Origin of the sequence: Curtobacterium sp. BRD11, from assembly GCF_031844345.1 — a bacterium.
Lineage (GTDB): Bacteria > Actinomycetota > Actinomycetes > Actinomycetales > Microbacteriaceae > Curtobacterium.
Genome location: NZ_JAUZUZ010000001.1, coordinates 256,160 through 276,816, shown reverse-complemented (window position 1 = coordinate 276,816; position 20,657 = coordinate 256,160). Strand labels below are relative to the sequence as shown.

17 protein-coding genes and 1 tRNA gene are annotated in these 20,657 nt (G+C 72.0%); 2 read left to right on the top strand and 16 right to left on the bottom strand.

Annotated features, from left to right (window positions below; genetic code table 11):
• Positions 1-145: 145 nt before the first annotated feature.
• From Q9R28_RS01185 to dusB, 10 genes are all read right to left on the bottom strand, one after another.
• Positions 146-218: transfer RNA gene (locus Q9R28_RS01185), tRNA-Asn, on the bottom strand.
• 137 nt (positions 219-355) lie between these two features.
• On the bottom strand, positions 356-1,378 hold the full coding sequence (locus Q9R28_RS01180) for a D-isomer specific 2-hydroxyacid dehydrogenase family protein (protein WP_251154963.1): 1,023 nt from the start codon (positions 1,376-1,378) through the stop codon (positions 356-358).
• A complete protein-coding gene (locus Q9R28_RS01175) occupies positions 1,375-2,313 on the bottom strand; it encodes an ATP-binding cassette domain-containing protein (protein ID WP_251154962.1) in 939 nt (312 codons plus the stop codon). The genes Q9R28_RS01180 and Q9R28_RS01175 overlap by 4 nt, the downstream gene beginning before the upstream one ends.
• A 143-nt stretch (positions 2,314-2,456) precedes the next feature.
• Positions 2,457-4,142, bottom strand: coding sequence for an ABC transporter ATP-binding protein (locus Q9R28_RS01170; protein WP_251160100.1), 1,686 nt, complete (start codon positions 4,140-4,142; stop codon positions 2,457-2,459).
• Positions 4,139-5,134 (bottom strand): ABC transporter permease, encoded by a 996-nt coding sequence (locus Q9R28_RS01165; RefSeq protein WP_066653922.1) that lies wholly within the window; start codon positions 5,132-5,134, stop codon positions 4,139-4,141. Before Q9R28_RS01165 ends, Q9R28_RS01170 begins: the two co-directional genes overlap by 4 nt.
• 2 nt (positions 5,135-5,136) lie before the next feature.
• Complete coding sequence (locus Q9R28_RS01160) at positions 5,137-6,243, bottom strand: ABC transporter permease (protein ID WP_209682997.1); 1,107 nt, start codon at positions 6,241-6,243, stop codon at positions 5,137-5,139.
• Positions 6,244-6,327: 84 nt separating this feature from the next.
• The gene (locus tag Q9R28_RS01155) at positions 6,328-7,944 is read right to left on the bottom strand and encodes an ABC transporter substrate-binding protein (RefSeq protein ID WP_311205318.1); all 1,617 of its coding nucleotides are present in this window, start codon (positions 7,942-7,944) and stop codon (positions 6,328-6,330) included.
• Between the two features lie 953 nt (positions 7,945-8,897).
• Positions 8,898-10,823 (bottom strand): DNA primase, encoded by a 1,926-nt coding sequence (gene dnaG, locus Q9R28_RS01150; protein WP_311205317.1) that lies wholly within the window; start codon positions 10,821-10,823, stop codon positions 8,898-8,900.
• Between the two features lie 279 nt (positions 10,824-11,102).
• On the bottom strand, positions 11,103-12,392 hold the full coding sequence (locus tag Q9R28_RS01145; RefSeq protein WP_311205316.1) for a deoxyguanosinetriphosphate triphosphohydrolase: 1,290 nt from the start codon (positions 12,390-12,392) through the stop codon (positions 11,103-11,105).
• Complete coding sequence (gene dusB, locus Q9R28_RS01140) at positions 12,389-13,561, bottom strand: tRNA dihydrouridine synthase DusB (RefSeq protein ID WP_066653911.1); 1,173 nt, start codon at positions 13,559-13,561, stop codon at positions 12,389-12,391. Before dusB ends, Q9R28_RS01145 begins: the two co-directional genes overlap by 4 nt.
• Before the next feature lie 47 nt (positions 13,562-13,608).
• Between dusB and Q9R28_RS01135 the strand changes: the two genes are divergently transcribed.
• On the top strand, positions 13,609-14,091 hold the full coding sequence (locus Q9R28_RS01135) for an aminoacyl-tRNA deacylase (protein WP_251160103.1): 483 nt from the start codon (positions 13,609-13,611) through the stop codon (positions 14,089-14,091).
• Between the two features lie 8 nt (positions 14,092-14,099).
• Here the strand turns inward: Q9R28_RS01135 and Q9R28_RS01130 are convergent, their stop codons facing one another.
• The 4 genes from Q9R28_RS01130 to Q9R28_RS01115 form a co-directional block, all read right to left on the bottom strand.
• Positions 14,100-14,270 (bottom strand): hypothetical protein, encoded by a 171-nt coding sequence (locus Q9R28_RS01130; protein WP_158407743.1) that lies wholly within the window; start codon positions 14,268-14,270, stop codon positions 14,100-14,102.
• Entirely contained in the window at positions 14,267-15,001 is a 735-nt protein-coding gene (locus Q9R28_RS01125; RefSeq protein ID WP_066653907.1) for a DsbA family protein, read from the bottom strand. The genes Q9R28_RS01130 and Q9R28_RS01125 overlap by 4 nt, the downstream gene beginning before the upstream one ends.
• Positions 15,002-15,219: 218 nt before the next feature.
• Positions 15,220-16,605, bottom strand: a complete 1,386-nt coding sequence (locus Q9R28_RS01120) for a glycine--tRNA ligase (RefSeq protein WP_311205315.1) — start codon at positions 16,603-16,605, stop codon at positions 15,220-15,222.
• 113 nt (positions 16,606-16,718) lie between these two features.
• Entirely contained in the window at positions 16,719-17,768 is a 1,050-nt protein-coding gene (locus tag Q9R28_RS01115; RefSeq protein ID WP_311205314.1) for an aminotransferase class V-fold PLP-dependent enzyme, read from the bottom strand.
• A gap of 70 nt (positions 17,769-17,838) precedes the next feature.
• On the opposite strand from Q9R28_RS01115, the gene Q9R28_RS01110 reads away from it, so the two are divergent.
• Positions 17,839-18,750 (top strand): LysR family transcriptional regulator, encoded by a 912-nt coding sequence (locus Q9R28_RS01110; protein WP_311205313.1) that lies wholly within the window; start codon positions 17,839-17,841, stop codon positions 18,748-18,750.
• 107 nt (positions 18,751-18,857) lie between these two features.
• Here Q9R28_RS01110 and Q9R28_RS01105 read toward each other — a convergent pair whose 3' ends face one another.
• Together Q9R28_RS01105 and recO are read right to left on the bottom strand one after the other, a co-directional pair.
• On the bottom strand, positions 18,858-19,664 hold the full coding sequence (locus Q9R28_RS01105) for an isoprenyl transferase (RefSeq protein ID WP_066653897.1): 807 nt from the start codon (positions 19,662-19,664) through the stop codon (positions 18,858-18,860).
• Entirely contained in the window at positions 19,661-20,494 is an 834-nt protein-coding gene (gene recO / locus Q9R28_RS01100; protein WP_066653894.1) for a DNA repair protein RecO, read from the bottom strand. The genes Q9R28_RS01105 and recO overlap by 4 nt, the downstream gene beginning before the upstream one ends.
• Positions 20,495-20,657 lie beyond the last annotated feature (163 nt).

The window sequence follows — 20,657 nt, the reverse complement described above, 5'->3', positions numbered from 1 at the left end:
GCTCCGCGCGAGACTCGGCCGTGCGGACACGTTCGTGGTCCGGTGCCCGAGAAACCGTCCGCGGAGCCGAGTCTCGCGGTAGCGGCAAGGGCGCCGAACCCCGGGAACGCAAGAGGCCCCCACCCCGGAGGGTGAGGGCCTGTCGCTCCCCGAGTTGGACTCGAACCAACAACCTGCCGGTTAACAGCCGGCTGCTCTGCCAATTGAGCTATCGAGGATCACTGTCCGCTGGCGAATGTGGTGCGAACAACGGGTAACAGCATAGCAGCACCCCGAGCCCGCTCCGCGCATCGGCCGCGCATCCCGGGCGTGCCGCGTCGTCGAGCTCCCCGGCCGGGCCCGGCGCCGTCGGTGCTCAGTAGCCCGCGACGGGATCCACGACGCCGACGAACCCGTCACCGGAGCCGGACAGGAACGCGGCGGTGTTCGCCCGGACGCGCTCGGCCAGCAGCGGCGCGACCATGTCCGGGGTGTCGGCCTGGTGCGGCGTGACGACCACACCCGGCTCGTCCCAGAGCGGGTGGCCGTCGGGCAACGGCTCCGGGTCCGTCACGTCGAGGCCGGCGGCGGCGATCGTGCCCTCGCGCAGCGCCGCGACGAGCGCGTCGGTGTCGACCAGTCCCCCGCGCGCGATGTTCACGAGACGCGCCGAGGGCTTCATGAGTCCGAACCGACGCGCGTCGAGCAGCTTCGCCGTCCCCGAGGTCATGGCTGCCGCGACCACGACCACGTCGGCGTCGGGCAGCACCTCGTCCAGGGCGTCGGTCGTGACCGTGCGGTCGGCTCCCGGCACCGGGTCGTCCGAGCGGCGCACGACCGTCACGGAGACCTCGAACGGGGCGACGAGCCGGATGTACTCCAGGGCGATCCCGCCCGCGCCGATCACCACGACGTTCCGCCCGTAGAGCGACACGCCCTCCGGCTCGGTCGCCCAGGACGTCGCGCGGGCGCGCTTCTGCAGCACCCGGAGCGTCGCGAGCGTCAGCGCGAGGGCGTGCTCGGCGACGGGTTCCGCGTAGGCGCCCTTGGCCGACGTGAAGAGCACCCGGTCCCCGTGCTCCTGGATCAGGTGGGCGAAGGCGTCGACGCCCGCGAAGGGCAGCTGGACCCAGCCGACCGAGGCCCCCTGGTCCAACGCCGCCGCGAGCCCGTCGGGGTCACGGGCGTCGAGCCAGACGATCCCCCGCGTGTCCGCGCCGAGGTCGCCGACCGTGCCGCCGGCGGCCCGCACGGCGTCCGCGTGCAGGTCGGCCGCGGTCGGCAGGATCGCGACCGGTCCGGCCGTGGGTGCGTCGACGGGGAGCGGGGCGCCCGCGTCGGTGACGACCGCGCGGTGTCCGCGGCTGCTCGCCGTGTCGTGTGCGGTCGTGGTGCTCATGCGTTCTCCTGACGCTCGGTCCGGGGAGCGGTGCCCGCCCCGGCACCGACCGGACGACGGGGGGCGGACGAGCGCCGCGGGGCGGTGGTCGCGGTCGGACGACGCTTCACGGGGCGTGACGCGGTCGCGGCGAGCGTCTGCACGTAGGGGTCGACGGGGTTGTCGAGGACCTCGTCGAAGGTGCCGAGCCCGACCAGGCGGCTCTCGGCGAGCACACCGACGCGGTCCGCGAGCGCGCGGGCCTCGCGGAGGTCGCTCGACACCACGACGGCCGAGAACTGCCGACCGCGCTGCAGGTTCGTCAGGGCCTCGAGCACCGACTGACGGACCAGGACGTCGACGCCGCGTGCGGGTTCGTCGGCGACGAGGAGCTGCGGCTCGAGGATGAGCGCGCGTGCGAGGGCGACACGCTGCCGCTGCCCGCTCGACAGCTCCCACGTGTTCAGGCGCATGATGCCGAGGGGCAGGTGCACGGCGTCGACCAGTCGCGCGACCATGAGCCCGGCCTCCTTGCGGTCGAACCGCCGGTCGCGCAGGTAGATCGGTTCGGCGATCGCCTCGCCCACGGTCAGGTCGGGGCTCAGCCGGTCGGCGCCGTCCTGCGGCAGGTACCCGATGCGGCCGGTCAGCCGCTGCGCCTTCCGCGAGGACGGGCGGAGCCCGCGCACGTGCTGACCGAGCACGGTGAGCTCACCGCCGACGATCTGTCGCCGGTGCGCACCCTCGCCCTCGCCGGTCGCGCCGAGCTGCCCGGCGATCGCGGCGGCGAAGGTGCTCTTGCCGGAACCGGACTCACCGATGAGCGCGAGGATCTCGCCCTGGCGGACGGTCAGGCTGACCCCGTCGACCGCGCGGATCGGCTCCGATCCGCGGACGCCCCGGTACTCGATCGAGACGTCGTCTGCGACGACCGCCGGGCCGTTCACCGCGATCATGGGTCCCCTTCCGCGCCGCCCCCTGGCGGCGGTTGCGCGACGGACCGGTGTCGCGTCGTCGGTGGTTCGCCGGAGGTGACCGGCCGGGAGGCGCGGCGTGCGTCGACGACGCAACGCCGTGCCTCCCGGCCGGTCGCGTCGGGTCAGGACCCGGCGTTCTCCAGTGCCACCAGCGTACGCCGTCGCTCCGCCTGTTCCGCCGGGTCCGGCACGGGCAGCGACGCGAGCAGCCGCTGCGTGTAGGGGTGCTTCGGCGCACCGAGGACCTCGGCGGTGGTGCCCGTCTCCACCAGGTCGCCGCGGTACAGCACCGCGATGCGGTCCGACAGTGCGCCGACGACCGCGAGGTCGTGGCTGATGAACAGCGACGCGAACCCGAGGTCCTGCTGCAGCTCGAGGAAGAGCTCCAGCACGCGGGCCTGCACCGACACGTCGAGCGCGCTCGTCGGTTCGTCCGCGATGAGCAGCTTCGGCCGGAGTGCGATCGAACGCGCGAGCGAGGCGCGCTGCCGCTGGCCACCGGACAGCTCGTGCGGGTACCGGTCGCCGTAGGACGCCGGGAGCTGCACCATCTCGAGCAACTCGCCGACGCGCTTGCGGGCGGCTCGGGGGTTCCGCACCTCGCCGTGCACGACGAGCGGCTCGGCGACGCACTCGGCGATCGTGAGCAGCGGGTTGAACGAGGTCGCCGGGTCCTGGAACACGAACCCGATGTCCTTGCGGTGCCGCTTGAAGTCCCGCTCGCGGTACCCGAGCATCTCGGTGCCGAGGACCTCGAGCGACCCGCCGGTGACGCGGGTGAGCCCCGCGATGGCCCGACCGATCGTCGTCTTGCCGGAGCCCGACTCCCCCACCAGCCCGAGCACCTCGCCGGGACGGACGTCGAGGTCGACGCCCTTCACGGCCCTGAAGGCGGGCGAACCGAGGCGGCCCGGGTACTCGATCTCGAGCCCCTTCGCGCTGACGAGGGGCTCGACGTCGGTCGCGATCACCGCTCGGCGGGCCGTCCCGGTCGAGGCCTCCAGCCGGGGCACGGCGGCGAGCAGGCGCTTCGTGTAGTCGGCCTGCGGGTCCGCGAAGAGCTGCGCGACCGGTGCCTCCTCCACGACCTCGCCCTGGTACATGACGGCGACCCGGTCGGCCAGGTCGGCGACCACGCCCATGTTGTGCGTGATGATGACGATGGCGGCGCCGAACTCGTCGCGGCAGCGCCGGAGCAGGTCGAGGATCTCGGCCTGCACGGTGACGTCGAGCGCGGTGGTCGGCTCGTCGGCGATGATCACGCTCGGCTCGAGGGCCAGTGCACTCGCGATGACAACGCGCTGCTTCTGCCCGCCGGAGAACTGGTGCGGGTAGTGGTCGACCCGCGTCTCCGGGTCGGGGATGCCGACGCGTCGCAGGTAGTCGATCGCCTTCGCGCGGGCGTCCTTCTTCGAGACGCCGCCGTGCGCCCGGAGGCCCTCGGCGATCTGCCACCCCACCGTGAAGACCGGGTTGAGCGCGGTCGACGGCTCCTGGAAGACCATCGCACCGGCCGTGCCGCGGAGTTCGCGGAGCTTGGCCGACCCGACGCTGACCACGTCGGTGCCGTCGAGGTACACCGCACCACCGAGCGTCGCCGTCTCGGGCATCAGCCGCAGCATGCTGCGGGCCGTGACCGACTTGCCGGAGCCGGACTCGCCGACCAGCGCGAGGACCTCGCCCGGACGGACGTCGAGACTGACGCCCTTGACCGCGTCGACGGCACCGCCGTCGGTCGCGAAGGTGACGGTCAGGTCGTCGACGACCGCGACCGGTCGGTCCTGCTGGTCGTTCGCTGCGTCGGTCATGCCGTCGCCCCTTCCGTGCTGGCGGCCTGCTTCCGCGAGACCAGCTGCTTCAGCCTCCTCCGGGCGCGCAGGCGCGGGTCCGAGATGTCGTTGAGGCTCTCGCCGATGAAGGTCACGCCGAGCACGAGCACGACGATCGCGACGCCGGGGAACACACCGGTCCACCAGACGCCCGACGCGACGTCCGACAGCGCGCGGCTGAGGTCGTAGCCCCACTCCGCGCCGCTGGTCGGGCCGATGCCGAACCCGAGGAAGCCGAGGCCGGCCAGGGTGAGGATCGCGTCGGAGGCGTTCAGCGTCAGGATGAGCGGCAGGCTCCTGGTGCTGTTGCGCAGCACGTGGCGGGTCATGATGCGCCACGGGTTCGTGCCGATGACCCGCGCGGACTCGACGAACGCCTCGTTCTTCAGGCGCACCGCCTCGGCACGCACGACCCGGAAGTACTGCGGGACGTAGACGACGGTGATCGAGATCGCCGCCGCGACGATGCCGCCCGTGTAGCTCGAGTTGCCGCCGGAGATGACGATCGACACGACGATGGCGAGCAGCAGCGAGGGGAACGCGTAGATCGCGTCGGCGACGACGACGAGGACCCGGTCGAGCCAGCCGCCGACGTACCCCGACACCATGCCGAGGATGACCCCGATCGTGATCGACACGACGACCGCGACGATGACGACGAGCACCGCGGTGCGCGCGCCGAAGACGACGCGGCTGAACACGTCGAAGCCACCGACCGTGGTGCCCCAGACGTGCTCGGCGCTCGGCGGGGCGGTGCGCGGGAAGCCCTGGCCGTCGGCGCCCTGCAGCTGACCGAAGCCGTACGGGGCGATGAGCGGCGCGGCGAGGGCGACGATCAGGTACAGGGCGCAGATGACCACGCCGGTGATGAGCATGGCGCGCTGCCAGCCGGTGCTCCTGCGGAGCTGGACCACCACGGGCAGCCGCTTCCAGAGCGGCTCGTGGCGGTCGACGAGCGAGGTGTCGGCCATCGCTAGAACCTCACTCTCGGGTCGATCAGCGCCGCGACGACGTCGACGACGAAGTTCGTCACGGCGACGATCACGGCGAGCATCGCGACGATGCCCTGGACCGCGACGAAGTCGCGGGCCGACAGGTACTGGTTGAGCTGGAAACCGAGCCCGCGCCAGCCGAACGTGGTCTCGGTGAGCACCGACCCACCGAGCAGCATGGCGATCTGCAGACCCATCACGGTGATGATCGGGACCAGCGCCGGACGGAAGGCGTGCGTCCGGACGAGCCGGGCCTCCCGGACGCCGCGCGAGCGGGCCGCGTCGACGTACTCGGATCCGAGCGAGCCGATCATGTTGGCACGGACCAGACGCAGGAAGATGCCGGCGGTGAGCAGGCCGAGCGTCAGCGCGGGCAGGACGGCGTGCGACAGTACGTCGCCGATCACCTGCGCGTTGCCGGTGCGGAGTGCGTCGATGAGGTAGATGCCGGTGGCACCCGGGATGTTGTCGAGGATGAGCGACACCCGGGTGGAGGCGCGGTCACCGAGCGGCAGCCAGCCGAGCCAGACGGAGAAGACGAGCTTGAGGAGCAGACCGCCGAAGAACACCGGCGTCGCGTACGTCAGGATCGCGAGCGCTCGGAACAGCACGTCCGGCCACTTGTCGCGGACGTACGCCGCGAGCATGCCGAGCGGGATGCCGAGGACGAGGGCGACGATGAGCGCGTAGAAGACCAGCTCCGCGGTCGCGCCGCCGTACGTGACGATGACCTCGGTGATCGGACGGTTGTCGGTCGACGTCGTGCCGAAGTCCCCGCGCACGATGCCGCCGAGGTACTCGAGGTACTGGACGATGACCGGCCGGTCGTAGCCGGCGGCGTGCAGACGTTCCTGGAGCTGCGAGGGCGTCAGACGGCCACCGACCGAGGCGGTGATCGGGTTCCCGATGACGCGCATCAGGAAGAAGACGAGCGTCACCAGGATGAACACCGTCGGGAAGATGAGGAGGAAGCGGACCAGGATGTACCGACCGAGCCCGCCGCCCTGCCCACGGGCACGTCGCTGTGCCTGGGGCTTGGTGGGGTCGGTGGCCAGCTCCGGTGTCGCCTCGGGGGTGCTGAGGGTCACGGGGACGGGTGCCTTTCGGTGCCGTTCGGGACGTGGCCACGGGGGCGCTCCTCGTGGGAACGCCCCCGTGGGCCGACGCCGGTCTTACTTGGAGAGGGTGGCGTAGCGGAACTTGTACGAGGAGTCGAGGGTCAGGCCCTTGACGTCCTTGCCCGCGACCGCCACGGACTTGCCCTGCATGAGCGGCAGCGTCGAGATCTGCGTGGCCTCGCGCTCCTGCGCCTGCTCGATGAGCTGCGCGCGCTTGTCCTTGTCGGACTCCTGCTGCTCCTCGGAGATCAGCTTCTGGATCTCCGGGTCGTCGTAGTGGTTCTGCACGAAGTTGTCCTTCGTGAAGAACGGCGACAGGTAGTTGTCGGCGTCCGAGAAGTCCGGGAACCACCCGAGCTGGTACACCGGGTAGGAGTCCTTCGTCCGCTCCTGCGCGTAGGTCGTGTAGACCGTCGACTGGATCTTCACGGAGAACAGGCCCGAGTTCTCGAGCTGCGTCTTGAGCTCGGCGTACTCGTCGTCCGACGTCGAACCGTAGTGGTCGGGCGCGTACTGGATGTCGAGCTGCACCTTGCCGGTGACACCGGCCTTCGACAGCGTCTCCTTCGCCTTGTCGACGTCGGGGCCGCCCTTGCCGTTGCCGTAGAGCTCCTCGAACGGCTTCGCGGCACCGGTCAGGCCGTCCGGCACCATCGAGTAGACCGGCGAGTACGTGTTGTTGTAGACGTCCTTCGCGATCTTCTCGCGGTCGACGACGTCGGCCACGGCCTGGCGCACGGCGAGGGCCTTCGCCTCGTCCGCGTCGGACTGGCTCGCGCCGAACGGCTGCGTGTTGAAGTTGAAGACCAGGTAGCGGATCTCGCCACCGGGGCCGTCGGTGACCTTGACGGAGTCGTCCTTGCGCAGGTCGGCGATGTCGGTCGGCGTCAGCGAGCGGTACGCCACGTCGACGTCGCCCTTCTGCACGGCGAGCTTCAGGTCGGTCTCCTTGGTGTAGTAGCTGGCGGTGACCTCCTTGGTCTTCGCCTTGCCGAGGAGCCCGTCGTACTCGGGGTTCGCCGAGTACTGGATGGTGTCGTTCTCCTTGTACGAGGTGATCTCGTACTGCCCGGCGAACGCCTTGCCCTTGACGATGTCCGCCGCCGGGGTGAGCTCGTCCGCCGAGAAGACCTGCTCGTCGACGATCGGGCCTGCGGGGCTCGAGAGCACCTGCGGCCAGGTCTGGTCGGCGTGGTCGAGGTTGAAGACGACCGTGGTGTCGTCCGGGGTCTCGATGCTCTTGAGGTTGGCGAGCAGCGACTGCGGACCGTTCTCGTTGTTGATCTTCAGCTCGCGCTCGAACGAGAACTTGACGTCACTCGAGGTGAGGTCGTTGCCGTTCGCGAACTTCAGCCCGCTCTTGAGCTTCACCGTGTAGGTCGTGTCGTTCGTGAACTCGCCGCTCTCGGCGATGTCCGGCTTGACGTCGGGGCTGCCGACGGGGGTGTTCATCAGGAACGGGAACACCTGGTTCTGCACGGCGAAGGAGCCGTTGTCGTAGGACCCGGCCGGATCGAGGGACGTGACCTTGTCCGTCGTGCCGATGCTCAGGCCGTTGAGGTCGGTGTCGGAGACGCTGCTGCTCGCGCAGCCCGTCAGCACCAGCGCCGTCGCTGCTGCCCCGGCGCCGAGCGCGATGCCGCGCCTGCCCCACTTGGATACGGATGCCATGTCCGCTCTCTCTCTCGGTGATGGTTCGCAAGGGGTCCCGCGGAGGGCGGTGGATCGACTGTGAGGCCCGCCGGGAACGCTCATTGGTACCACCCTGACACGGAAGTCCACGATTCGAGGGACATTTGTTTACACCCTTGTAATGCACGACCGCGTCGCGTGGCGCATGATGCACGCGTCACGGAGCGGCGTGTCGCGCACGAAAGTTGCGTGGTGCAACGGGGGGCCGGAGGTCGGGCCGCTGCTGCCCACCGGGCGGGCGGGCGAGCGGCTGCCGAGTGCCGAGCCGACTGCCCGCTGCCCGCTGCCGGCTGCCGGCTGCCCGCTGCCCGCTGCCGGCTGCCCGCTGCCCGCTGCCGAGCGGGCGAGATCCGTCACGCTCGACCTCCTCGGTCGACACATCCCACCCACTCGACGTCACGCGCGCGGCACGTCCTGCCCGCTCTGCGCCGGTCGGTGGTGCTCGCGTTCGGGTTGCACGACTTGCCGCTCAGTTCGGGCCGCGGCGGCGGGTCGTGCGACCAGGACGACCGCACACGGCACGTCGTGCGACCGGAACGGCCAGTGCGAGCGGCCGGGCCACTGCGGGACACCGAGCGGGCGGACTACGTCACCCTCGGCGTCTCCGGGCACCGATCCCCACCCGCTCGACGTCATCCACGCGGCGATCCCTGCCCGCGGCGGCGGCGGCGACGGCGACGGCGGCGACGGCGACGGCGACGGCGACGGCGACGGCGGATGGTGTTCGCGCCCTGGTCGCGTGACCTGCCGCTCAGTTCGGGTCGCGGCGGCGAGTCCTGCGACCAGATCGACCGCACGCGGCAGGTCGCGCGACCCTGGGGTCCAGCACGAGTGGCCGCGCGACCGTGCGGGCCAGCACGAGTGGCCGCGCGACCGTGCGGGCCAGCACGAGTGGCCGGGCGACGACGCGCTGCCGCCCCTCGCGGGACGGCTCAGCCCTGCGCTGCCGCCTCGGCGTCGGCGCGGAGGCGCATCCGCTGCGCGTCGATGTCGACGAGCTGGCGCTGGATCTCGGCGCGCCGGTCGGACTGCTCGTGCGGGTCGGCCCGCTGCAACTGCCCGAGCAGCGAGGCCTTGCGGGCGAGCAGGTCCCGCTCGACCAGGGCCACGACGATGCTCCGGGCGTAGAGCGCCAGGTCCTCGTCGGTGCGAGCCGGGATCGGTGCGAGTGCGAGCTCCTGCACGAGACCGCGGAACGGCGCCGGCACGTCCTGCAGCAACCGGTCGAGCCAGTCCCCCGCGCCGATCGAGTCGACGTTGGCGACCACGGCGTCCCGCACGACCGACAGCATCGGCGCCGAGAACGTCGCGCCGGCCGCGAGCCAGATGAGCGGTGCGCCCACGTACCCGGGCTGCTGCACCATCGCCATCACGGCGTCGCGCTCCATCCGGGTGATCGGGTCGTTCGGCAGCAGCCGCAGACCGGCCACGGGCTCCTCGGGCGGGGCGACCAGCTCACCACCGGGACCGGCCTGACCGACCGGCACCGGGCCTCCCGTCCGGTCGGTGCGCGCTGCGGACGCGCGCTGACGCGCCGAGTCGACCGCCCGCCGGACGTCCGGGATGTCCATGCCGAGCCACCCGGCGAGTTCGCGGACGTACCCCTGCGTGAGGGAGCGGTCGCGGATCCCGGCGAGGACCGGCGCGGCGGCCCGCAGTGCGCTGACCCGCCCCTCGACGGTCTCGAGGTCGTGGCCGTCGAGCGTCCGACGGATCATGAACTCGAACATCGGGCGCTTCGCGCTGACGAGCCGGCGGATCGCGTCGTCGCCCCGCGCGAGTCGGAGGTCGCACGGGTCGAGTCCGCCGGAAGCCACCGCGACGTAGGTCTGCGCGGCGAAGCGCTGCTCCTCGGCGAACGCCCGCGAGGCGGCACGCTGCCCGGCCTCGTCGGGGTCGAACGTGAAGACCACCTCGCCGTTGGCGTTCGGGTCGGCACCGCTGACGTCGCCGAGCATCGGCCGGAGGACCTTGATGTGGTCGACACCGAACGAGGTGCCGCACGTCGCGACGGCGGTCGTCACACCGGCGAGGTGGCACGCCATGACGTCGGTGTAGCCCTCGACGATCACGACCTGCTTGCCCTTGGAGATGTCCTTGCGGGCGAGGTCGAGCCCGTAGAGGACCTGGCTCTTGTGGTAGATCGGCGTCTCGGGGGTGTTGAGGTACTTCGGGCCCTTGTCGTCGTCGAGCAGTCGACGCGCGCCGAAGCCGATCGTCGCACCGGTCACGTCACGGATCGGCCACACGAGGCGTCCGCGGAACCGGTCGTACGGCGAGCGGTCACCCTGTCCGGCGAGTCCCGCCGCGAGGATCTCGTCCATCGAGAACCCACGGCCCCGCAGGTGCTCACGCGTGGCGTCGTACGACTGCGGCGCGAAACCCACGCCGAAGTGCTGTGCTGCGGCGGGGTCGAAGCCGCGCTCCCCGAGGAAGCGTCGCGCGGGCTCGGCAGCCGCCGAGGTGAGCTGCGACTGGTAGAACTCGAGCGCTGCCTCGTTCGCGGCGATCAGCCGCGCGCGCTGGTTGTAGTCGGTGCGCGGGCCGTCGCCCTCTTCGTAGTGGAGCGTGAAGCCGATCTTCGCGGCCATGCGCTCGACCGCTTCCTGGAACGTCGTGTGGTCCATCTTGATGATGAACTCGAAGACGTCGCCGTCCTCGCCGCACCCGAAGCAGTGGTACCGGCCGACCTGCGGCCGCACGTGGAACGACGGGGAGCGCTCGTCGTGGAACGGGCAGAGCCCCTTCAGCGAGCCGACGCCCGCCGACTTCAGCGTGACGTGGTCGCCGACGACGTCGGCGATGTTGACACGCGAGCGGACCTCGTCGATGTCGTTCCGCGCGATCCTGCCAGCCACCCCTCGATCCTAGTTCGTGCGGCCGGTGCCGGAGGACGGTCCGTGTCCGCCTGTGGAGAGCACGACGGCCGGGAGGCGCGGTGCACGATCAGCACGCGCCCCACCTCGGTCGGTGCGCACGTCGACACGCGCGGCGGCCGGGCAGGAGCCACTCCGGTCCCACCGAGACGGCGCCGTCCGCCCGAGACGGTGCCGGGTCGGCGAACCGGACCCTGATCCGGCGGCGTCTCGCCCTCACGGCGGCGTCCCGTCCACACGCCGGCGTCCCGCACGCCGGCGTCAGACCGCGATGTGCGTCGTCTCCCGGTCCCCCACCACGAGTCGCTTGTGCCACGCCAGCGCCCCCTGGTCCGTCAGGCTCGCGACCTGGTCGACCACGGCCCGCAGCCGCCCGGCGTCGTCGGACGCCGAACGCCAGTCCGCCGCGAAGCCCGGCTCGAGGTCCGCACTGCCCGTCGCCGCCAGGGCGTCGAGCAACTCGGTGAGCACGCGACGCTGGTCCTCGTACACGGGCTGCCGATTGCCCTGCGTCATGACGAACGCCGCGACGATGCCCTTCAGCACCGCGATCTCGCCGATGATCTCCGGCGGGGTGACGACCGAGGCCGCGAACCGCACGAGGGACCCGGACGCGTAGGACTCGCGAGTCGCCGCCGTCGCCGTCCGCGCGAACCGTCCGATGAGCTGCGAGGTGAGGTTCTTGAGCCGCGCCATGTCCCGCCGCGACCCGTCGTACGACGTCATCCACAGCGGCAGCGACCGGAGTCGGTCGAAGGCCTCGAGCAGTTCGTCACGACTGAGGTCCGACCCGACCCAGGCGTGCATCGCGGTGACGATGTCGTTCTCGCCGACCCGGTCGCCCAGGGCCGCGACGTCGATGAAGCCCGCGACGACGGCGTCCTCGAAGTCGTGCACCGAGTAGGCGATGTCGTCCGACAGGTCCATGACCTGCGCCTCGATGCACCGCTGCCGACGCGGAGCACCGCGCCGGAGCCACGCGAAGGCGTCGTGGTCGTCGTCGTAGAACCCGAACTTGGTGCGCCCCGACGATGCCTCGGCGACGCCCTGCGCCGCCGGCCACGGGTACTTGCAGCTCGCGTCGAGCGAGGCCCGGGTCAGGTTGAGCCCGTACGGGCGCTCGTCGTCGGGCCCGTCGCCGTAGACCTTCGGCTCGAGGCGGGTCAGCAGCCGCAGCGTCTGGGCGTTGCCCTCGAAGCCGCCGATGTCCGCCGCCCAGGCGTTCACGGCGGTCTCGCCGTTGTGCCCGAACGGCGGGTGCCCGATGTCGTGCGCCAGGCACGCGGTGTCGACGACGTCGGGGTCGAGCCCGAGGGAGTCGGCGAGCTCGCGCCCGACCTGCGCGACCTCGAGCGAGTGCGTCAGGCGGTTGCGGGCGAAGTCGAGTCCGGTGGTCGGGCTGAGCACCTGGGTCTTCGCGGCGAGGCGTCGGAGCGCGCTCGAGTGCAGCAGGCGGGCGCGGTCCCGGGCGAAGTCGGAGCGACGGTTGCCGTGGGTCTCGGGCAGCCAGCGTTCCGCGTCGGCCGGCCCGTACGAGGCGGTGGCGCTCATCCGCCGCTGTGGTGCAGCTCGGCGGCGGCGAGGACCTTGCGGAACTCGGCGTCCACGTCGCGCGACTCGAGCCAGCGGTCCGGCAGCGCCGTGCGCTTCGGGTGGCCGGCGCGGCCTCGCGGGCCCTCGACGTCGGCACCGGGGTACGGCGCCGACCAGTCGAGCTGCCCGAGCAGGTCGTCGATCTCCTGCAGGCTCGAGGCCATGGAGAGCGCCGAGCGGACGTCACCGCCGATCGGGTACCCCTTGAAGTACCAGGAGACGTGCTTCCGGGCGTCGCGGCACCCGTGGTCCTCGGACCCGAAGAACTCGACGAGCAGCTCGGTGTGTCGACGGAAGGCGGTCGCGACGTCGCCGAGCGAGGGCATCGCGCGCACGTCCTCACCGCGGAACGCCGCCGCCAGGTCGCCGAACAGCCACGGACGACCCAGGCAGCCGCGGCCGACCACGACACCGTCGCAGCCGGTCTCGTCGACCATGCGCAGGGCGTCGGCGGCGGACCAGATGTCGCCGTTGCCGAGCACCGGGATGTCGGTGATCGTCTCCTTCAGCGTGGCGATCGCGGACCAGTCCGCCTGCCCCGAGTAGTGCTCGTTCGCGGTGCGGGCGTGCAGCGAGATCGCGGCGACACCGGCGTCGCGGGCGATGCGTGCCGCGTCGAGGTAGGTCAGGTGGTCGGCGTCGATGCCCTTGCGCATCTTCACCGTGACCGGGACGTCACCAGCGGCCTTGACCGTCTTCTCGACGAGGTCCTTGAAGAGGTCGGTCTTCCACGGCAGGGCCGCTCCCCCGCCCTTCCGCGTGACCTTCGGCACCGGACACCCGAAGTTGAGGTCGATGTGGTCGGCGCGGTCCTCGCCCACCAGGATCGTCGCCGCCTCGGCCACGGTGTTCGGCTCGACGCCGTACAGCTGGATGGACCGCGGCGTCTCCGACTCGTGGTGCTGGATGAGCTGCATCGACACCGGAGTCCGTTCGACCAGCGCCCGCGAGGTGATCATCTCGCAGACGTAGAGTCCGGCGCCGTACTCGCGGCAGAGCCGGCGGTAGGCCATGTTCGTGATGCCCGCCATCGGCGCGAGCACGACCGGCGCCTCGACCTCGATGGGGCCGATGCGCAGGGGCTTCGCCGTGCGGGGCGCCGTGGTGGGCGCGTCGGTGATCGTCATACGTGCTCCATTCTCCCACGCGTGTCCGCGCCGGTAGCGTTCTCCACATGACCGACTCCGCGATCGCCCGGTTCGACGCCGACGCCGCCGCCCGAGGGCTCGCGGTGGACGTCGTCCAGCGCCCCGCCGCCGACTCCCTCGAGGGTGCCGCCGCCCTGCTCGGCATCGACCCGGGCGACATCGTGAAGACGCTCGTCGTCAAGCGTCACGACGGTGGCTTCCTGCTCGCGCTGGTGCCGGGCGGCCGCAGCATCGCCTGGAAGAAGCTCCGCGCCGTCGTCGGCGTCAACAAGCTGTCGATGCCCGACGCGGCCACCGCGCTCGAGGCCTCGGGCTACGAGCGCGGCACGATCACGCCGATCGGCGCGACCGGGGACCTGCCGGTGTACGCCGACGAACGCGTCCTCGGCCGCCGCATCGCGCTCGGTGCCGGTCGCCACGGCGCGAGTGCCTTCGTCGACGGCGACGCGCTCGTCGCCGCCTACGACGCGACCGTCGCCGACATCACCGACGAGGAGCCCGTCCGCTAGCGGACGGCTCAGTCGGGGACCTCGGTCCAGTCGCCCTCGGCACCGGGGACGAAGCAGCTGTCACCCTCGCAGACCGGCGCACCGCCGGGCGTGACGAGCGTGAGCAGGGCGGGTCGCGCCTCCCGGTCGTCGGCCTGGAGGCCCGGCTCGACCGGGCCGGTCGTCGTCACGCCGGTCACCGGGTCGCCTCCGCGTCAGCGGTCGCGTCGTCCGCGGCGCGCTGCTGCTGCGCCGCGAGCTCCTCCGGCGTCACGTCACGGAGGGCGACGACCTGGCGGAGCACCTGCTCGAACGCCGCCGGGTCCTGTGCGCCGGAGACGCCGTACTTGCCGTCGATGACGAAGAACGGGACGCCGTTGATCCCGAACGCCTGCGCCTGGGCCTGGTCGGCCCGGACGGCGGCGAGCTGGGCGTCGTCGCGCAGGGTCGCCAGGACCTCGTCGCGGTCCAGACCGATCGAGGCGCCGAGGTCGGCCAGGGACTCGTCCTGTCCGACGTGCTCGCCGCGCTCGAAGTACGCGGTGAAGAGGCGCTCGACCATCTCGAGCTGCTTGCCGTGCTGCTTCGCCAGGTGGATGACCTGGTGCGCCTTGACGGTGTTCGTGTGGCGCAGTGCGTCGTAGTCGTAGTGCAGCCCGACGGACGAGGCGATGCCGGCGACCTGGTCGATCATCTGCTGTGCCTGCTGCACCGGCAGGCCCTTGTGCTGCGAGAGGAACTCGGCCTCGGTGCCCTCGAAGTCGACCGGGGTGTCCGGGCTCAGCTCGAAGGAGTGGTACTCGACCTCGACCGGCTGGGCCTCGGGCGAGGAGGCGAACGCGGCGACGCCGGCCTCGAACTTCCGCTTGCCGATGTAGCACCAGGGGCATGCGATGTCCGACCAGACATCGACCTTCACAGACTCGTTCACACGAGGTGCAAGCCCGGCCCCTGCCCGCGCATTCCCGCGGTCACGACCCGCTCCTCGCGCACCGTGTCTCGTGCGCCGTGTCTCGTGCGCCGTGCACAACGAGAGGCACCCCGAACAACGGGATTCCGTGGTCCGGGGTGCTTTCGGTTGTGCAGCGGCAGGTCGCACCGGCGATCGCTGACCGCGGCCGGCAGGTGCTGCCGCAGCAGCCGCGCGCGCTACGCGCCGAGGAGGCGCTGCGCCAGGTAGCCCTGCAGCTGGTCGAGCGAGACGCGCTCCTGCGACATGGTGTCGCGCTCACGCACCGTGACCGCCTTGTCGTCGAGCGTGTCGAAGTCGACCGTGATGCAGAACGGCGTGCCGATCTCGTCGTGGCGACGGTAGCGACGACCGATCGCGCCGGCGTCGTCGAAGTCGACGTTCCAGTGCTTCCGCAGGTCGTCGGCGAGCCCGCGCGCCACCGGCGACAGCTGCTCGTTGCGGGACAGCGGGAGCACCGCGGCCTTGACCGGCGCCAGCCGCGGGTCGAGGCGCAGGACGGTGCGCTTGTCGACGCCGCCCTTCGCGTTCGGGGCCTCGTCCTCGTGGTACGCGTCGAGCAGGAACGCCATGAGCGCACGGGTGAGCCCGAACGACGGCTCGATGACGTACGGCACGTACTTCTCGTTCGCGGCCTGGTCGAAGAAGCGCAGGTCCTTGCCCGACGACTCGATGTGGTTGTTCAGGTCGAAGTCGGTGCGGTTCGCGACGCCCATGAGCTCGCCCCACTCGGAGCCGGCGAACCCGAAGCGGTACTCGATGTCCGCGGTGGCGTCCGAGTAGTGCGCGCGCTCGCCGTCGGGCACGTCGAAGCGCCGCAGGTTCTCGGGGTCGATGCCGAGGTCGGTGAAGAACGCCACCGCGTCGGCGATCCACTGCTCGTAGTGCGTGTCGACGTCGGCCGGCGGCACGAAGTACTCGATCTCCATCTGCTCGAACTCGCGCGTGCGGAAGATGAAGTTGCCGGGCGTGATCTCGTTGCGGAACGCCTTGCCGACCTGGCCGATGCCGAACGGGGGCTTCATGCGGCTCGTCGTGACGACCTGCGCGAAGTCGACGAAGATGCCCTGCGCCGTCTCCGGGCGGAGGAAGTTCAGCCCTTCCTCGGACTCGACCGGGCCGAGGTAGGTCTTGAGCATGCCGGAGAACTCGCGCGGCTCGGTCCACTCACCGCGGGTGCCGCAGTTCGGGCACGGCACCTCGGCCATGCCGCCCTCGGGCACTCGACCCTTCTTCGCCTCGAACGCCTCGAGCAGGTGGTCTTCGCGGAACCGGTGGTGGCAGTGCAGGCACTCGACGAGCGGGTCGGTGAAGGTGGCGACGTGACCCGAGGCCTCCCACACCTTGCGGGGCAGGATCACGGCGGAGTCGAGGCCGACCATGTCGCCGCGGCCGCGGACGAACCGCTGCCACCACTGGCGCTTGATGTTCTCCTTCAGCTCGACGCCGAGGGGCCCGTAGTCCCACGCGGAGCGGGATCCGCCGTAGATCTCCCCCGACTGGAAGACGAAGCCACGGCCCTTGGCCAGGGCGATGACGCTGTCGAGACGGGAGGACGGTGCCAAGAGGACTCCTGATTTCGCCGGACTGGGTGCCCGGTGCGGGAACGGTACCGGGCAAGCGTACCGGCCCCGCGGCGACCGACGGACGCCGGTCGCGCACCCGTGGACGGCCCGGCTCACCCCGCGGGACGGAACCCCTCCACCGCGCCCAGCACCGCGACGACCCGGTCGACGTCGGCGTCGTCGTTCCACAGGTGGAAGGCCAGGCGCAGCCGGCCCGCCCGTCCGCTCGCCGTGACCCCCGCCGCGGTCAGGGCGCGGAGGGCCGACCCGTCCGGGTCGGGGAAGGTCGTGATCGCCTGACCGGACCGGGGCGTCCCGAGCGCGTCGGCGAGCCGGTCCGTGCGACCGGTCGCGTGCCTCCAGGCCGAACCGGCGTCGACGGACGCGAGGTGTCGCAGGGCGGCGACCGCCCCCGGCCACGCCTGCCATGCCGGGGACACGTCGAAACGGCGGGCGTCGTCGGCGAGCTGCATGGTCGGGCCGTAGCACGAGGACCAGACGTCCGCTCCCGCGTACCAGCCGGCCTGCACGGGGCGGACGCGCTCCAGCGCCGCATCGGAGAACGTCGCGAAGGCGACGCCGCGCGGTGCGCACAACCACTTGTAGGCGTGCGTGACCGTGACGTCGAACGGCGCGGCGGACACCGGCAGGACGCCCGCGGCCTGGGTGAGGTCGCAGAGGGTGAGGGCACCGGCGGCGCGCGCCACGTCGAGGACCGGGGCGGGGTCGGTCACCACGCCGGTGGCGGACTGCACGGCGGACCAGGCGACGAGCGCGGTGCCCGGGCGGACGGCGTCGGCGAGTCGCTCGAGCGGGACACTGCGGACCGTGACGCCGCGGTGCGCCTGCACGAGGAACGGGAAGACGATCGACGAGAAGTCGCCGTCGGGGACGACGACCTCGGCACCGTCCGGCAGTGACGCAGCGACGAGTGCCACCATCGCCGAGGTCTGCGACCCCGTCGCCACCCGTGCGGCGTCCACGCCGACGATGCCCGCGAAGAGCGCACGGCCCTCCTCGACCAGGGCGCCGTACGTCGCGGGCGAGGTCGCGGCGCGCGACCACGCGTCGAGGTCCGCCCGCTGTGCGGCCAGGGTGCCGAGCGTGGGGAGCCCGGCGGTGCAGGCGGCGAGGTAGCCCGATCCGTCGACGAAGGAGTCCATGCCCCCAGGCTCCGACGGCCGGCGCCATCACGCCAGGGCAGGCTTCTTCGGGGACCCATAACATCGTGTTGTGGAGTCCATCGAACCGCAGCTGCTCCGGGTCCTGCTCGCCGTGCGTGACGGCGGGTCGATCAGCCGTGCGGCCGCGGCGCTCGGCTACAGCCAGCCCGCCGTCAGCCAGTTGCTCACACGCGCCGAACAGCGGCTCGGGCACGACCTCGTGCTCCGCGGCGGCCGCGGCGCGACCCTGACGGAGTCCGGGCGCGTCCTCGCCGACCACGCCCTGCACGTCGAGGCGGCCCTGGCCGCAGCACGCGAGGACCTCGACGCGGTCGGCGGTCTCGCCCGCGGGCGGGTGCGGCTCGCCGGCTTCCCGAGCGCGTCGTCGACCCTCGTGCCCCCGGTGCTCGCGGCGCTGGCGACGGACAGCCCCGGGGTGGTGACGTCGTACGTCGAGGCCGAGCCGCCCGAGGCCGTCGAACTGCTCCGGCGCGGCGAGGTCGACGTCGCCCTGACCTTCTCGCACGCACTGCAGGACGACGCCGCGAACGATCCGACCCTGACCACGCGCGTGCTCGGGCGCGATCCGCTCGCGCTCGTCACCGCCGCGGATGCGGTGCCGACCGGGGACCGGGCAGCCGACCTCGCCGCGTTCCGGGACGCCCGGTGGATCGGCGGTTGTCCGCGGTGCCGCGGGCACCTGCTCGCGTCGTGCGCGGCGTCCGGGTTCACGCCGGAGATCGTGCTCGAGACCGACAACGCCGCGGCGGTCGTCGGGCTGGTCGCGGCCGGACTCGGCGTCGCGCTGCTGCCCCGGCTGGCGCTGTCGACCACCGTCGTGCCGTCCGGTGTGGCGGTCACGCCGGCCGACGACGCGCTGGCACGACGGGTCGAGGTCGTGGTCGCCCGCGGCGCGGACCGCGTGCCGAGCGTGCGGGCGGCGCTGGAGGCGGTCCGTGGGGTGGCGCACCTGCTCACGTGAGGCGCGGCGCGCTGTCCGTGGCACGGGTCTCGTGTCGGCACCGACGGCCGCCCGGCCGGCCACGGGTCGGACGGGAGGCCCGTGGCGGCGCCGCCACGGGCCTCCCGTCAGGCGGTCGGTGCGTCCACCGCGCCGCCGTAGCGTCGGTCGCGGCGCGCGTACTCCTCGATCGCTCCCCACAGGTCGGTGCGGCGGAAGTCCGGCCAGAGCTGGTCGAGGAACACCATCTCCGCGTACGCGGACTGCCACAGCATGAAGTTCGACGTCCGCTGCTCGCCCGAGCTCCGCAGGAACAGGTCCACGTCGGGCAGCTCGGGCACGTAGAGCCGCTTCGCCAGGGCCTTCTCCGTCACCTGGCTCGGCTTCATCCGACCGGCGGCGACGTCCTCGGCCATGCCCCGGACCGCGTCGACGATCTCGTTCCGCCCGCCGTAGTTGACGCACATCGTGAGGGTGCAGACGTCGTTGTCGGCGGTCATCCGCTCCGCGGTCTGCAGCTCGTCGACGACGCTCCGCCAGAGCCGGGGTCGCCGACCCGCCCACCGCACCCGGACACCCCACGCGTGCAGCTGGTCGCGACGGCGGTGGATGACCTCGCGGTTGAAGCCCATCAGGAAGCGGACCTCGTCCGGCGACCGCTTCCAGTTCTCGGTCGAGAACGCGTACGCCGACACGTGCTTGACGCCGATCTGGATCGCGCCCGCGACGACGTCGAGCAGCGAGGCCTCGCCGGCCTTGTGCCCCTCGACCCGCGTCAGGCCGCGCTGGTTCGCCCAGCGGCCGTTGCCGTCCATGACGATCGCCACGTGCTCCGGGACGAACTGCGCCGGGATCGCCGGCGGCTGCTCCCCCGTCCAGTCGACGGGTCGCAGTCCCTCGGACACGGCTTCGGACGCGGACCGGCGTGGGCTCATGCAGGTGTTCCTTCGTGATCGGACGTGACGGGCACGGCGGGCGCCGGGGTGGCGGCCACGGCTGCCGGAACCCCACCGGGGGTCGGTGCGACCGGAGCGGGGTGTTCACTGCGGTCCACGTGGGGCAGTGACCGGAGCGATCGTTCCAGGTGCCACTGGGCGTAGGCCGCCACCACGCCGGAGGCCCGCGACCGCGTCCGCTCGTCGGAGGCGTCGACGGTCGACCAGTCCCCGGCGAGCAGTGCCCCGAGCAGGCCGAGCGTGTCGGTGTCGAGCCGGGGCGTCCCGGGCGGCGCTGCACGGTCCGCCACCACCCCGCCGAGCTGCACGACGAAGGCGGTGTGCGGCCCGGGCTCCCCCGTCACTGCACAGTCACCGAACGACGGCGCCCACCCCGCGATGCTCATCGCCCGGAGCAGGTACGAGTCGAGCGTGGCGCTGACGACGTGCTCGTGCCTGGACAGTGAGCGCAGGGCACCGACGAGCAGCAGGTACTGCTGGAGCCCGGCGTCCGCCTCGCTCAACCGGTCCGCCGTCTCGACCATGGCGCTGGCCGCCGTGTAGGCGCCGTAGTCGGTGACGATCTGGGCGCCGTACGAGCCGAGGCTCTCGGCCTGGGTGACGATGTCGAGCGACCGACCCTCGTAGAACTGCGCGTCGACGACCATGAACGGCTCGAGTCGCGACCCGAACTTCGACGCCGTGCGCCGTACCCCCTTGGCCACCGCCCGGATCTTGCCGTGCTGCCGGCTCAGCATGGTGACGATGCGGTCGGCCTCGCCGAGCTTGTGGGTGCGCAGCACGACGCACTCGTCCCGGTACAGCGGCATTGCCCCAGTATCCCCCGCGGCGCCGACAGCGGGTGCCGGCGGCGCGGCCGGCGCGGAGCGCGGCGCGGCGTCGCCCGAGCGGCGAGCGCGGAGCGCCGAGCGCCGAGCGCCGAGCGAGCGAGACGCGCCGCGCGCGGTCTCCCGAGCGGGCAGATCCCGTCGC